Origin of the sequence: Coprococcus eutactus (assembly GCF_025149915.1) — a bacterium.
GTDB lineage: Bacteria > Bacillota > Clostridia > Lachnospirales > Lachnospiraceae > Coprococcus > Coprococcus eutactus.
Genome location: NZ_CP102278.1, coordinates 1,194,419 through 1,210,274 on the forward strand (window position 1 = coordinate 1,194,419; position 15,856 = coordinate 1,210,274).

Consider the following 15,856-nt stretch of genomic DNA (forward strand, 5'->3'; position numbering starts at 1 on the left):
CAAAGATAAGTCAGAATTTTCATATAAATATAAATGGGAACGAAGGACATTTTTGTTAAGTAAAGTATCTCGCACACATTTAATTAAGTCACAACCAGATAATTTTGTTAGAAAGAATAAATTGCTTGCGATTGGCTGTATATGCCGTTCGAAGGACATTCTCCTCCGCCGGTTCTTAGGTGGTGCGTAAGCAGCACCTTAGTACCGCTGCAGGAGGAGACGAGCGGGAGCGCTCCGAAGAATGTCATATACAGCCAATCGCAAGTGCATTCAGCTTAAGGCAAAATTATCGTCACAAAATCAAAGAAGGAGAGATAACAAAAATGGCAAGAGTGTACAACTTTTCAGCAGGCCCTTCAGTTCTTCCTGAGGTGGTATTAAAAGAGGCAGCAGAAGAAATGCTTGATTACAAGGGAACAGGCATGAGCGTAATGGAGATGAGCCATCGATCTAAAGCCTTTGACAATATCATCAAAGAGGCAGAGAAGGATCTCAGAGATCTCATGAATATACCTGACAACTACAAGGTGCTTTTCCTTCAGGGAGGAGCTTCACAGCAGTTCGCAGCAATTCCAATGAATCTCATGAAGAATGGTGTAGCAGATTACATCATCACTGGTCAGTGGGCAAAGAAAGCATACGAAGAAGCAAAGAAATATGGAAAGGCAGTTGCAGTTGCATCATCAGCTGACAAGACTTTCTCATATATCCCAGATTGTTCAGATCTTCCAATCGATGACGATGCTGATTATGTATACATTTGTCATAACAATACTATATATGGAACAACATATCACACATTGCCTAACACAAAGGGTAAGATCCTTGTGGCAGATATGTCATCAGACATTCTCTCACAGCCTGTGAATGTTGAGGATTATGGCATGATCTACTTCGGAGTACAGAAGAATGTTGGTCCTGCCGGTGTGGTAGTAGCCATCATCCGTGAGGATCTCATCAGAGATGATGTAATGCCATTTACACCAACCATGCTCAAGTACAAGACTCAGGCAGATGCTGATTCACTCTACAACACACCTCCATGCTACGGTATCTATATCTGTGGCAAGGTATTCAAGTGGGTTAAGGAGATGGGCGGACTTGATGCAATGAAGATCCACAATGAGAAGAAGGCTAAGATCCTCTACGATTTCCTTGATAGTTCAGAGCTTTTCAAGGGAACTGTTGTAAAAGAAGACCGTTCACTTATGAATGTACCATTTGTAACAGGTGACGCTGATCTCGATGCCAAGTTTGTCAAGGAGGCAACAGAGGCTGGATTTGTCAACCTCAAGGGTCACAGAACAGTCGGTGGTATGAGAGCGTCTATCTACAATGCAATGCCTATCGAAGGTGTTGAGAAACTTGTAGAGTTCATGAAGAAGTTTGAGGCAGAGAATAAGTAATATTAACTATTATATAGTAGCATACAAAAAAGATAGTGACGGGTGATCGTAAAGTCTGCAGTATATGATCATACAATTGCCAGTGTCACAGAAAAAGGGAGAAAAAGACATGTCAGTAAAGATTAATTGCTTAAATCCTATCGCAGCATGCGGTATGGAGCTTTTACCTGATACATATGAAGTAACAGATAATTTTGCAGAGGCAGATGCGGTTCTCGTTAGAAGTGCATCCATGCATGACCTTGAGCTGTCAGACAGCCTTCTGGCAGTAGCCCGCGCAGGTGCAGGCGTCAACAATATTCCGCTTGATAAGTGCGCTGAAAAGGGTATCGTAGTATTCAACACACCAGGTGCAAATGCAAACGGTGTTAAGGAGCTTGTTGTGGCAGCGCTCCTCATGGCTTCAAGAGACCTTGTTGGCGGTTATAACTGGGTCAAGGACAATGCCGCTGAGGCAGATATCACCAAGATGGTGGAGAAGCAGAAGAAGAATTATGCAGGTAACGAGATCCTCGGCAAGAAGCTCGGTGTAATCGGACTTGGTGCCATCGGAGCAAAGGTTGCAAATGTTGCGCTTAAGCTCGGTATGCAGGTATACGGATATGATCCATATGTGTCAGTAGATGCCGCATGGGGACTTTCAAAGGATGTAAAGCACATCACAAATGTAGAGGATATCTACAGAGATTGTGATTATATAACAGTTCATGTTCCGGCACTTGACAGCACAAAGGGCATGATCAACGCAGATGCATTTGCCATGATGAAGGACGGCGTGAAGATCCTCAACTTTGCAAGAGATGTACTGGTTAACGATGAGGATATGAAGGCTGCACTTGACTCGGGCAAGGTAGCAAAGTATATGACAGATTTCCCGAACCCAGCTATAGCAGGTTACAAGAATGTTGTAGCATTCCCGCACCTTGGAGCATCTACAGCAGAGTCAGAGGACAACTGCGCAGTTATGGCATGTAAGGAGATCAAGGCATACATCAACAATGGTAACATCAAGAACTCAGTAAACTATCCAAATGTCAACATGGGAGAGTGCAGTGATGTAGCCAGAGTTACTATCTGCCACAAGAACATCCCTAATATGCTCACACAGTTCACAGGAGTATTCGCCAAGAAGGGTGGCAACGTATCAGGAATGATCAGCAAGGCAAAAGGCGATTATGCATACTCTATCCTTGATATCGGTGTAGAGCCAACTGCGGATGACATCGCAGAACTCTCAGCAATCGAGGGCGTAGTAAAGGTCAGAGTTATAAAATAAATAATATAAAGTAGAACGAAGTAATTCTCGAGTATCGAGCAATATACTGGATTTTACCTAAAACAGGCAATTGCAATAATCACAGAGGTGGATTGAAAGTTTTGTGGTTAGTATTACCAAATCAGGGGAATACGAAGCCACCGGTCCTTAGATGACGCGCCAGCGGCATCTTAGTACCGCTGTAGGCTGAGTTAAGCGGGAGCGACCCCTGATTGGTATACTAATACACAAGACTTTCATCATAAAAGTTACGCAATTGCCGTCATTAAAAAGATAGGAGAGAAGAAAGATGAGTGACAAGTTAAAGGTAGGTATTCTTGGCGCAACAGGTATGGTAGGTCAGAGATTTATCTCACTTCTTGAGAACCACCCTTGGTTCGAGGTCGTTACAGTTGCAGCCAGCCCAAGAAGTGCAGGCAAGACATATGAAGAGGCAGTAGGTGACAGATGGAAGATGGATACACCGATGCCTGAGGCAGTTAAGAAACTTGTGGTATACAATGTCAATGAGGTGGAAAAGGTCGCTGCCACAGTTGATTTCGTATTTTCAGCAGTTGATATGACAAAGGATGAGATCAAGGCTATCGAGGAGGCTTATGCCAAGACTGAGACTCCTGTAGTTTCGAATAACTCAGCTCACAGATGGACTCCTGATGTTCCTATGATGGTTCCGGAGATTAATGCAGATCATGCAGAGGTTATTGAGTTCCAGAAGAAGAGACTTGGAACAGAGAGAGGATTTGTTGCAGTTAAGCCTAACTGTTCGATCCAGAGCTACGCACCTGTACTTACAGCATGGATGCCATTTGAACCATATGAGGTGATCGTAAGCACATATCAGGCAATCTCAGGAGCAGGTAAGACATTCAAGGATTGGCCTGAGATGCTTGGCAACATCATCCCATATATCGGCGGTGAGGAAGAGAAGTCAGAGAAGGAGCCACTCAGGATCTGGGGTAAGGTAGACAAGGAGAATGGTGTGATCGTTCCTGCAGAAGGAATCACTATCACAAGCCAGTGTATCAGAGTTCCTGTTCTCAACGGACATACAGCAACTGTATTTGTAAAGTTCAGAAAGAACCCTACAAAGGAGCAGCTCATCGAGGCTATGACAAGCTTCAAGGGCGCACCTCAGGAGTTGAACCTTCCAAGCGCACCAAAGCAGTTCATCCAGTATCTCGAGGAAGACAACAGACCACAGGTATCTTTGGATGTTGACTTCGAGAACGGTATGGGCATCAGCGTTGGACGTCTCCGTGAGGATTCAGTATATGACTGGAAGTTCGTTGGTCTTTCCCATAACACTGTAAGAGGCGCTGCAGGTGGAGCAGTTCTCTGCGCAGAACTTCTGAAGGCAAAGGGATATATCACAAAGAAATAAATTTCTCGCGGTATAAAATCTGATAATTTATAAATATTAGACAGAATTAAGCCTGTTTAGCCGACATTGACATAATTTGTGTCAACCGCTGGCTGAACAGGCTTGTTTTGGCTAATATGTTATTGACAGTGCACAAATACTTGTACTAAAATTATTATATCTATAAATATGCATATGCATGAGCCGTATCATTATGACATACATAATGCATACATAATAAGGGAGGTAGAACATGAGAAAAGGGAGAAAGTGGCTGCCTGCAGTGTTGAGTGTGGCCATGGTACTTCAGCCGTTTGCTGGTATTGGATCGGTAACAGCAATGGCTGCAGATGGTGTAAATATTGATGACACATTTAGGAATGATTCAATATTTAAAAAGTATGTATCTAATAATTTTGATACAAATAGCGATGGATATCTTGATGCAGATGAAATTTCTGCAGTCAGAAGTATAGATATTCATGATATTGACAGTAAAGCTGAATATGGTAGAAAAGCAGTACAGAATGTAGATGGTATAGAGGTATTCACTAACCTGACAGAAATCAACTGTAGCGGTCAGGGTATAAAGAACATGGATATACAGAATCTTACAAAGTTGGAATATTTGGATGTATCAAACAACATGATGAGTGATCTTACACTTCCAGTTGCTGCTGATGATTTGGCATATCTGGATATAAGTGGAAATGACATTACTAGACTCACCTCGCTTTCAAATTATGACAATCTTACACATCTTGATGCCAGCGGAACAAATCTTGAGAGCGTTGATGTAAGAAGTATGAAAGGACTTACATATCTAAGTGTAAGTGGACTTTCTCTTAAAACTCTTGATTTGTCAGAGAATATGCAGCTTAAGACGTTACGTTGTCAGGCTATGTCGGGATTATCCACTTTGGACGTATCTGACCACACTGCACTTGAGAGCCTTTATTGTGACGCTACAGCAAGTTCGATAAAGGGATCAATAACAAAACTTGATGTTTCTGGTGATACATCGCTTATCAGCCTTAATTGTGCATCTAATAACCTTGCTGATCTGGACATCACAGATACACCAAATCTTACAATATTGGATTGTTCGGAGACAAGACTTCAGTCTCTGGATATAGCTAATAACAGTAAATTGACAAGTCTTACAGTTGATGGTACACCACTTGGTACGTTAGATATTTCTAGTAATACGGCCTTGAGTACTTTATCTGCATCAGGGATTGGACTTCAAGATGTGAACATAAGTTCTAATGCAGCATTGAAGTATGTGAATTTGAATTCAAATGATCTCAAATCTATAGATATATCAAGTAATGCGGCACTTGAGACACTGTATCTTAGTGATAACATACTTGAGAGTATAGATTTATCAAGGAATGTTAATCTTCGTGATCTGACATTGGACAGGAACAGACTTGTCTGCATAGATGTTTCAGACTGTACTAAACTTTTTAATTCGGAAGAAGGCGGATCATTTAGCTGTATAGGTAATAGCAGAGATATAACACTTGACAAGCCAAATTATGATTTTGATTTAACTAAATATAATAGTCTATATAACTTCCACAGAGCTTACAATGATAGTGAGATAAAAGTTTGGAACGAAACTAAGGAACAATTTGAGTATGGTAGAAAGAATACTACTATTGGATATGCTGGACTTGCGTTGGGTGAAGAAAACGGAGCGATATACACTGCAACAGGTGGTACAATAAATAATTATAGTCTTAATGCAGATCTTGATTCCACAGAGATAAAATATCAATATTATTGTGGTTATGGAACAAGAAAAGTTAAATTCACACTTAATATTCTGAATCCTTTAACAGTTCAGGTATATTATTCAGTAAATGGCAAGTTTACACAGGCTGGTAGTTCTACACTGAATTGTGTGGTAGGAAGTACAACTAAACTTGTTGCAAGGGATAAGGATGGCAATCTTCATGAGAATATAACATGGAGCTCAAATAACAGCAGAGTAGTATCAGTTAATAACTTAGGAGAGGTTACATGTAAGGAAAGCGGAACCGCTCAGATAACTACAAACCTCAACGGAAGACCTGTTGGATACATCAATATAGAATGCCATAATCCTGTAAATAGAATGAGTTTTATTGACAGAGATAATAAGAATGATGATGGAACAGATATAGCTTATGGGGATAATTCTGTGATTGATCTTGAGTGTGGAAGATATGCTGGTATTAGTACGAAGAATCTGACAGCTAAATTCTACAATACAGATGGTGTTGTAGCTCCCAAATTTTCAGGATATACATGTGTTATATCTGATTCTAAGGATAACTGTGACAATGAATCGAACTCTGTGGTTTCGTTTAGAAATGGACAGTTAGCATCAGTAGGTCCTGGTATTGCATATCTTCACTTTACCTCCAAGGATAATCCGGAAACCAAGATGGTTATCCAGGTGAATGTCATTCAGAGGGCAGATAGCATTCAGGTATCACAGAGAACACTTTCAATGATTGCAGGTAGGACAGCGACTCTTACAGCGATAATCAGTCCTGCAGCTACAGCTAATCAGAATGTAACATGGGTATCAGGGGATGACAGTATAGTTTCTGTAGATGAAAATGGAAAACTTACAGCACATAAGGCAGGAACAGTGGACATAACCTGCATAGCTGATGATAATCCTAATGTACTCAAGAGCAAATGTACGGTTACTGTACTTGAGGCAGTAGCTGGAGTCACTATGGATAGAACTGAGTGCACACTCACACTTCCTAAAGACAGATCAGTTCAGCTAAGCGTGAAGATTGATGCAGAAGATGAGTCAAAATATACCCAGAAATGGGTTTCCTCTGATTCAGAGGTTGCCAAAGTGGCTAGCAATGGTTATGTAACAGCTATTAAGCGTGGTACAGCAGTCATTACCTGCTATCTTTCAGATGATCTTTTTGCTAGTTGTGAGGTTACTGTAAATCAGAATGTTACGAATATAGAACTTAATGTTGAGAAGAATGAACTCATAATAGGAGAAAAGATGCAGGCAGTTACTAAGGTAACACCTGAGAATGCAAATAATAAGCAACTTATATGGTCGTCAAGTGATGACAAAATTGCTACGGTTGATCAAGAAGGAAATATAACAGCTGTAGGTAAAGGATCTGTTACAATAAAAGCAACAGCAGCTGATGGAAGCGGAAAATATCGTCAGATAGGACTTCGGGTTAAAAAACTGGTATCAGATGTTAAGCTTGAGAAAGATTCCATGATAGCATATATTGGAAGAGCATCAAGAATGGATATTAGTGTCATTCCAGCGGATGCAAGTAATGGAAATCTTATATGGGAGTCAAGTGATGTAGGTATAGCTACAGTAAGTGGCGGACGAACAACTGTAGCTGTTACAGGTGTTAAGCCTGGTGAAGCAACAATCACAGCAAAGACCAAAGACGGAAGCGATATAGTAAGAAGCTTTACAGTGACTGTATATCAGCAGATTACAGGAATATCTTTTAATGAGGCAAGAAAAGACGTTAAGGTAGGGGCTAAATTTAAAAATACATATACAATCCAGCCGGATACTGCAAATAGCAGGGAAATTACATGGTCAACGTCAAATGAAGCGGTTGCTACTGTAGCTTCAGATGGAACGGTAACGGCTGTGGGCAGAGGTGTGACTGTAATATCAGCAGTGCCATCAGATGGAGTAGGTACACGGTCTACGTATGTTGTCAATGTAATCCAGCCGGTAAAAAAGATAACATTGTCAGCAACTAAGTTGTCTCTTGCAAAAGGAAGCAAATACACACTTGCGGCAACGGTTTTACCTGCTAATGCCAACAATAAGAAAGTTACTTGGAAAACTTCAAATCCGAAGATTGTGAATGTGTCAAATGGATATCTAACAGCGGTTGCAAAGGGCACAGCTACTATCACTTGTACGGCTAAAGACGGTAGTGGAAAATATGCAACTTGTACAGTAAAGGTAGTACAGCCTGCAACATCAATAAAGTTAGGGGTATACCAGAAGACTATGTTGAAGGGATCAACATATACACTGAAATATGCAGTTGGTCCTGCATCAGCAAGCAATAAGAAGGTGGTATGGTCTTCATCAAATAAAAAGGTTGCAACAGTGACTGCAACTGGTGTAGTTAAAGCTGTTGGAAAAGGAACAGCAGTAATCACGTGTAAGACAGCTGATGGCACAAATCTTACAGCTTCATGTACAATTACATCGATAGTTCGAGTCTCCCGTGTTAAGCTCAACAAGACATCAGTAGCTGTAAAACGAGGGGGAAGAGTTGCACTTAAGGCTACAGTTGCTCCTACAATAGCGAATAACAGAGCGGTTGCATGGACATCTTCAAATAAGTCCATTGCCACAGTTGCAGCTAATGGTGTTGTAACTGGAAAGAAGAAAGGTAAGGCTGTCATAACCTGCAAAGCTAAGGATGGTAGTGGCAAGTATGCAAGATGTACAGTTGTCGTAAAGTAAACGTATATTGATTAATGTTAAAATATTAACAATTAACGATTAAATATAAAATAATTAAAATAAGACCTGCTATATAATCATTTTCGCATTTTATTTGATATATGGTGGGTCTTATTTTATGTGAACAGGAACATAGGGGGACAGGTACCTCCGTCCCCGATGGGTGTCGTATGCTGTTCTTTATTTTTATTTAACGTTAAAAAATGTTGTAAGCAAATTGTAATTGTGATAAACTATTAGAAAAATTGATTTCATTTACATGGAGGCATTTATAGATATGAAGAAGCTTATTTTAGTTACATCACCACCAGCATGTGGAAAGACATTTATTTCAAAGCAGGTTGCAAAGGCACTTCACAATTGTGTATACCTTGACAAGGATACACTGATCGTGCTCTCAAAGCAGATATTTGTAGTTGCCGGACAGGAGTACAATCGTTCATCAGACTTCTTCCAGAAGGAGATCAGAGATTACGAGTATTACTGTGTACTGGATCTTGCATTTGAGGCACTGGATTACAATGATACAGTACTTATCAATGCTCCGTTCACAGAGGAGATCAGAGATGATGAGTATCTTGATAACCTTCGTGCCAAGTTGGCTGAGAAGGATGCAGAGCTCTTCGTTATCTGGGTAAATACAAGAAAAGATGTATGTCACGAGAGAATGATCAAGAGAGCTTCAGACAGAGATACATGGAAGCTTGAGCACTGGGATGAGTACATCAACAGCCAGAACTTCAATCCACCAACCAATATCAAGGATCTCTTTATATTTGAGAACTCATCAGAAGAGGAATATGAGGATTCCATTAAGAAGGTTGTCAAGGCAGTAAGAGGTTAATTGGCACATACAATAAAATATTTATGACAGGAGTAATGAATATGGCAACAATCAGAAGTTTTAGAGCCTATAGACCGAGACCCGATGTTGCAGGCAGAGTAGCTGCCTTGCCATACGATGTGTATAACCGTCAGGAAGCAGAGATAGAGGTCAAGCGTGAACCATTATCATTTTTGAAAGTGGACAGAGCTGAGACATCCTTTGGACCAGATGTAGATACATATGCTCCATGTGTATATGATAAGGCTGGCCAGCTGCTTCAGGGTATGATAGATGATGGAACGTATATTATGGAGCGCAGACCAGTCTATTATATTTATGAGCTTATCATGGATGGCAGACATCAGACGGGACTTGTGGCATGTGCTTCTATAGACGATTATATGAATGGGGTTATCAAGAAGCATGAGAACACAAGAGAAGACAAGGAGATAGACAGAATAAAGCATGTTGAGGCGTGCGGGGCGCAGACGGGGCCTATATTCCTTGCGTACAGAGCTATAGATAAGGTTGATGAGATCATAGGCAGAGTGAAGTGCGGAGAGAAGCTTTATGGCTTCACATCGCCCGATGGAATAACCCACAATGTATGGATCATAGAAGATCAGGGGGATATCGACACCATCAAAGAGGCTTTCGACAATGTAAATGACATATATATTGCGGATGGACATCACAGGGCTGCATCTGCTGTGAAGGCTGGAATGCATATGAGAGAGAAGAATCCGGGATACACCGGACAAGAGGAGTTCAATTATTTCCTCTCTGTACTTTTCCCTCATGATCAGCTCATGATCATGCCGTATAACAGAGTCGTTAAGGACCTGAATGGACTTGATAAAGATGGATTTATGGACAGTATATCACAGATATTTGATGTGGCTGAGAGCAGCACCCCCGTTGATCCAGATATCAAGGGACAGGTTGGCATGTATATTGATGGACAGTGGTACAGGCTGAATGTTAAGGACAGTATTGTACCAGATGATGTGGTCGGAAGACTGGATGTGTCGGTGCTTCAGGACAATGTGCTTGCACCGATACTTGGAATACAGGATCCGAGAACAGATCAGAGGATCATGTTCATAGGGGGAATCAGAGGACTTTCAGAGCTCGAGAGATTGGTGGATGACGGAATGGCAGTTGCATTTTCCATGTATCCTACATCGATCACAGAGCTATTTGATATAGCGGATGCTGGTCTTCTCATGCCGCCGAAGTCTACATGGTTTGAGCCAAAGCTTAGGAGTGGAATATTCATTCACGCCATAGACGGAAGATAAATATGTAGGAGAAGGTTTTATGGATATATTTGTACTAAAGTCAGATGAGATTGCATCGATAACAAGAGCTACACACGGCAATCCTCATCATATACTGGGAATGCATAAATGTCTTAAAGACTGTTATGTGAATGCATATCTGCCTGGGGCTGCATCCGTGTCTGTGATGGATGGGGAGCAGGAATATCCGATGAAGGAGATAGGATCCCAGGGATTTTTTACGGTCAGAATAAAAGATAGATCAGAATTTGCATATAAACTCAGGGTTACAAAAAAGATATGGGGGGAATCAGGTGAGGAGGATGTCGTAAAAGATATATATGATCCTTATTCATTTGGTTACAGCGTTGATCCGGAGATGGTCATGAAAGTCGTTGATGGCGATGATGATGTGGAGTCCGGATTCCATGTGAAGGAAGTGTTTGGGGCTAGAAAGATCACGATGAACGGAGTTTCCGGTGTGTCGTTCTGTATGAATATGCCGGGGGCAGTCAGAGTCAGCGTGGTTGGCGATTTTAACGGATGGGACGGAAGAGTAAATCCTATGAGAAGGATTGATTATACGGATATATTCGAACTGTTTATTCCGGGAGATCTTGCGAATACGAGATATAAGTTTGAGGCATTATATAGAGATGGCAATGTGGATATATTTGCGGATCCATATGCGGTTGCTTATGAGGTGGCGCCGGGCAATGCATCCATACTGACAGAACTTGAGTACAGCTGGAATGATTCAGCGTATATGAAGAACAGAAACAAAGCAGCAGGCGTCAATATATATGAAGTTCATATGCCTACATGGGGCAATGTTCCTGACGACGGAAAGCTGACATACGCAGAGTTTGGCAGGGAGATAGCCACTTATGTGAAGAATATGGGATATAACTATATCCAGTTCATGCCGCTTATGGAGTACGGAGATGATTCAGGCTGGGGATATGATACTGTGGGAATGTTTGCGCCGACATCGAGGTATGGAACACCAGTAGATTTCATGGCGATGGTCGATCATCTGCACAGCAAGGGCATAGGGGTGATCATGGATATGGTCACTGTGAAGGACATAGATTGTCTGTCGTATTGGATCGATACCTATCACCTTGACGGAATCAGGATAGAGGATGAAGAGCTGGTGAGAGAATTCAGAAACATCACTGGTGACAGATATGCGGATGTGCTTGTCGGTCTTGGATGGAACAATGAGGCTGTGACGAGGGTGACGGATTATATGATGATCCCGCCGGCAGCCAGAGGAAGCTTCAGTGATTACACCTGTGGTATCACATTTGATGAGAGTGACAGTTCTGTCTGGGCACTCAGCCATGATGCTGTTGCTGGACAGAGAGGCAGTTATGCATCAAAGATGCCGGGAGGATATGAAGACAAATATGCTGATCTTAGGGTGCTTTTCGGACTTGTGATGACGCTTCCGGGAAGAAAGCTCACATTTATGGGTCAGGAGCTAGGCGGATTTAACGGATTTGATGGCAGAAGTCTGATAGACTGGTCGGTACTTGAATTTGATGCCAACAGCTACTTTCAGAAGTATGTTAAGGAGATCAACAAGCTGTACAGTTCAAAGACAGCATTTCACGGACAGGCAGATGGCAATGTGGAGTTCAGTGAAGATGGACAGGTCATGTCATTTGTAAGAAGGGGAATGAGGCTTGATGATGTGATGTATGTAGTGTGCAACTTCGGACTTAAGGATGCGGAGTACAGTATGCCAGTGCTTGCAGATGGCAGGTACAGAGAGGTGTTCTCCAGTGACAACCAGAAGTTTGGAGGCGAGGGAAACAATAACAGAGGCTATAAGAGCTCCGCTGATGGTAGGATAACGGTTACTGCTCCAGCGCTGTCATTTGCGGTCTTTGCCCATGTAAATACTAAATAAGCTATAGAGATAGCGACTATAGATCGATAGAGATATGACGCTGTGCGGGGATGGGCGGCTTGTGGCTGGGATTTCTGCACAGCGTTTTTAGCTTAGTATTTCATATATTTTGTTGAGTAATGAAGACAGGAGGAATGTATATTTATGATATTACCAGAGACTTTAGTCAATATGGCATCATACAGTGCGACCACGGAAAATGTTGTTGAAGACGCCGTGAAAGAGGCAACGGACCAGGTGAGTGTCATAGGACAGTACATCCAGAAACTTACAGACTGGTGTATGTCAAAGCTGGGAAGCATAGTTGTGGCAATTATCTTTATGGTAGTGTGCTTCAAGCTTGTGAAGCTGCTCCTAAAGATACTAAGAAGGAGCTTTGAGAAGTCTAAGCTTGACACGAGTGTTGCAGGATTTTTCGTGTCGGCTGTGAAAGTTGTGTTAAATGTCTTGATAGTTCTCACGGCTGCAAGCATTGTGGGACTTCAGATAACATCGTTCATTACCATACTGGGCACAGCGGGAGTAACGCTTGGTCTTGCTCTGCAGGGCAGCTTGTCCAACCTTGCGGGAGGGCTGCTTATCCTCATGCTAAAACCGTTCAGAGTTGGAGATTATATAGTAGAGAACAATACACACTGTGAGGGCACAGTCGTATCAATAGATATTTTTTACACCAGACTTATAACCCTTGATAATAAATCAGTAGTCATACCAAATGGCAACATATCCAACACTTCTCTCGTAAATGTCACGGAACATGATATGAGAAGAGTTGAGATCCCATTTTCGGTAGCATACGACTCGGATATAGAGAAGGTAAAGAGAGTTACACTGGATGTGATAAAGGATGTTGACGGTTATCTGAAGGATGAACAGGTATTGCTGTATATAGATGAATTTGCTGACAGCGGGATCAATATGTATGTCAAGTTCTACGCAAGGATCGAGAAGTTTTTTGATGCAAAATGGGACGCTATGTGGAAGCTGAAAAAAGCATTTGATGAAAATGGAATAGAGATTCCATTCAACCAGGTGGATGTACACATGATTCCTTGCAAAAATCAGGGCAATCGAGTATAATCCATAAGGATGTATTGATATCAAAGCTGTGCAGACATAATTCATATGCGCAGTCTTAATATAAATTTGTTTAAGGAGTGATTGATATGACAAAGATTGATATTATCTCAGGTTTCCTTGGAGCCGGTAAGACAACGTTGATCAAGAAACTTATTGAGCAGGCATTTAAGGGAGAAAAGCTGGTTCTTATTGAGAACGAGTTTGGAGAGATCGGAATCGATGGCGGTTTCCTGAAGGATGCCGGTGTTCAGATCACAGAGATGAACTCAGGTTGTATCTGTTGTTCACTGGTCGGAGATTTTGGTACTGCACTCAAGCAGGTTATAACAGACTATACACCTGACAGGATCATTATTGAGCCATCAGGAGTTGGCAAACTGTCTGACGTTATCAAGGCAGTTAAAGATGTGGCAGCAGATCTCGATGTGGAGCTTGACAGCTATACAACTGTTGCAGATGTATCAAAGGTCAAGATTTACATGAAGAACTTCGGTGAGTTCTTCAACAACCAGATAGAAAGTGCCAACACTATCATCCTGAGTAGAACACAGACAACTACACAGGACAAGATAGAGAAGGCAGTAGCCATGATCAGAGAGAAGAATGATCATGCAACAATCATTACAACTCCATGGGATGAGCTTGATGGAGCTGCTATCCGAGAGGCTATGCAGAACTATAAGTCTCTTGAGGAGACAATGATGGATGAGGCAAAGAGCGGACATGATCATGAGCATGATCACGGAGATGACTGTACGTGCGGATGTCACGATCATGATCACCATCATGACCATGACCACCACGATCACGAGCATCATCACGATCATGACCATGATCACGAGCATCACCACGATCATGGAGATGAGTGCACATGTGGATGTCATGACCATGATCATCACCATCATCATGCAGATGAGGTATTTACAAGCTGGGGCAAGGAGACACCTCACAAGTACAATGAGGATAAGCTCAGAGAGATTCTTGACACCCTGGCTGACACAGAGAAGTATGGCATTATCCTACGTGCAAAGGGAATTGTGCCTAGCGATGCTGGTGACTGGCTGTACTTTGATCTTGTACCAGGTGAGTTTGAGATCAGAAAGGGTAAGGCAGATATCACAGGAAAGCTCTGTGTAATAGGAAGCAAGCTTAAGGAAGATGACCTTGCACAGCTGTTCGAGGTTTAAATAAGGAGTTAATATGATGGGACGTCAGAATAAAGAGATACCCGTATATGTGTTCATGGGATTCCTTGAGAGCGGCAAGACAACATTTGCCAAGGAAACTCTTATGGACAGGGGCTTTACAGGCGGAGCCAAGACTCTGCTTCTTGTCTGCGAGGATGGAGAGGAAGAGTACGATCTTGAGGCTCTGAAGAAGGCGAATATATATACAGAGTTTATAGAGGAAGATCAGCTTACAACTGACCATCTCCTTGATCTTCAGGACAAGTATGAGCCTGAGCAGGTTATGATCGAGTACAATGGTATGTGGAAGCTTGATAAGATATTTGAGATAAGAGTTCCAAAGGGATGGACAGTCGTTCAGGTTATCTCATTTGTGAATGCTGAGACATATGATGTGTATTCACAGAATATGAAGGCGACTATGGTCGAACAGTTTAACAGCGCGGACATGGTGATCTTCAATAGATGCGATGAGAACTCCAAGATCCCCGAGTGGAGAAGATCTATCAAGGCAGTGAACAGGAGAGCACAGATCATCTTTGAAATGAAGGATGGTTCTATAGCACCTGAGACAAATGAGCCAGAGGATCTGCCGTATGATGTGACCGCTGATGTCATAGAACTTCCGGATGACGATTTCGGTATCTGGTATGTGGATGCATCAGATATGAAGGAGCGATATGATGGCAAGAAGATACACTTCAAGGCCATGGTATTCAGACCAAAGCAGTACGGAAGCAACGCATTTGTTCCTGGAAGATTTGCCATGACATGTTGTGTTGAGGATATCCAGTTTGTCGGATTCAAGTGTTACTATCAGGGAGCTAGAAATCTTGTGGATAGACAGTGGGTGGATGTGACAGCGAAGATCGGATATGAGTATTATCCTGATTTTGACGGAGAAGGACCAGTTCTTACGGCTGAGAAGGTCACACTTACAAGTGCTCCTGAAGAGGAAGTTGTATATTTCAGTTAAAAATAAGATCCCTGTATACAGGCAAGCTTTGTATACAGGGATTTTTTGTGCCATAACGCCG

10 protein-coding genes are annotated in these 15,856 nt (G+C 42.0%); all 10 read left to right on the top strand.

The genetic code is table 11. The features are described from left to right. Positions 1-323: 323 nt before the first annotated feature. The 10 genes from serC to NQ536_RS05170 all read left to right on the top strand — a co-directional run bounded on the left by serC (position 324) and on the right by NQ536_RS05170 (position 15,795). Positions 324-1,406 (top strand): 3-phosphoserine/phosphohydroxythreonine transaminase, encoded by a 1,083-nt coding sequence (gene serC, locus NQ536_RS05125; protein ID WP_022058430.1) that lies wholly within the window; start codon positions 324-326, stop codon positions 1,404-1,406. A 109-nt stretch (positions 1,407-1,515) separates the two neighbouring features. After that, positions 1,516-2,682 carry a phosphoglycerate dehydrogenase gene (locus tag NQ536_RS05130; RefSeq protein WP_022058429.1) on the top strand — a complete coding sequence of 389 codons (1,167 nt, stop codon included), beginning with the start codon at positions 1,516-1,518 and terminating at the stop codon, positions 2,680-2,682. 289 nt (positions 2,683-2,971) lie between these two features. Next, on the top strand, positions 2,972-4,063 hold the full coding sequence (asd, locus tag NQ536_RS05135) for an aspartate-semialdehyde dehydrogenase (RefSeq protein ID WP_004848976.1): 1,092 nt from the start codon (positions 2,972-2,974) through the stop codon (positions 4,061-4,063). A 232-nt stretch (positions 4,064-4,295) separates the two neighbouring features. Further along, positions 4,296-8,528 carry an Ig-like domain-containing protein gene (locus NQ536_RS05140; protein ID WP_004848977.1) on the top strand — a complete coding sequence of 1,411 codons (4,233 nt, stop codon included), beginning with the start codon at positions 4,296-4,298 and terminating at the stop codon, positions 8,526-8,528. A gap of 277 nt (positions 8,529-8,805) precedes the next feature. After that, the gene (locus NQ536_RS05145; protein WP_015533536.1) at positions 8,806-9,372 is read left to right on the top strand and encodes an AAA family ATPase; all 567 of its coding nucleotides are present in this window, start codon (positions 8,806-8,808) and stop codon (positions 9,370-9,372) included. Between the two features lie 41 nt (positions 9,373-9,413). After that, positions 9,414-10,655 (top strand): DUF1015 domain-containing protein, encoded by a 1,242-nt coding sequence (locus NQ536_RS05150; RefSeq protein ID WP_044997694.1) that lies wholly within the window; start codon positions 9,414-9,416, stop codon positions 10,653-10,655. Between the two features lie 19 nt (positions 10,656-10,674). After that, positions 10,675-12,552, top strand: a complete 1,878-nt coding sequence (locus NQ536_RS05155) for a GlgB N-terminal domain-containing protein (RefSeq protein WP_004848982.1) — start codon at positions 10,675-10,677, stop codon at positions 12,550-12,552. A 144-nt stretch (positions 12,553-12,696) separates the two neighbouring features. Then, complete coding sequence (locus NQ536_RS05160; protein WP_004848983.1) at positions 12,697-13,632, top strand: mechanosensitive ion channel family protein; 936 nt, start codon at positions 12,697-12,699, stop codon at positions 13,630-13,632. 86 nt (positions 13,633-13,718) lie between these two features. After that, complete coding sequence (locus NQ536_RS05165; RefSeq protein WP_004848985.1) at positions 13,719-14,819, top strand: GTP-binding protein; 1,101 nt, start codon at positions 13,719-13,721, stop codon at positions 14,817-14,819. A 13-nt stretch (positions 14,820-14,832) separates the two neighbouring features. Then, positions 14,833-15,795 (top strand): TIGR03943 family putative permease subunit, encoded by a 963-nt coding sequence (locus tag NQ536_RS05170; RefSeq protein WP_004848987.1) that lies wholly within the window; start codon positions 14,833-14,835, stop codon positions 15,793-15,795. Positions 15,796-15,856: the final 61 nt, after the last annotated feature.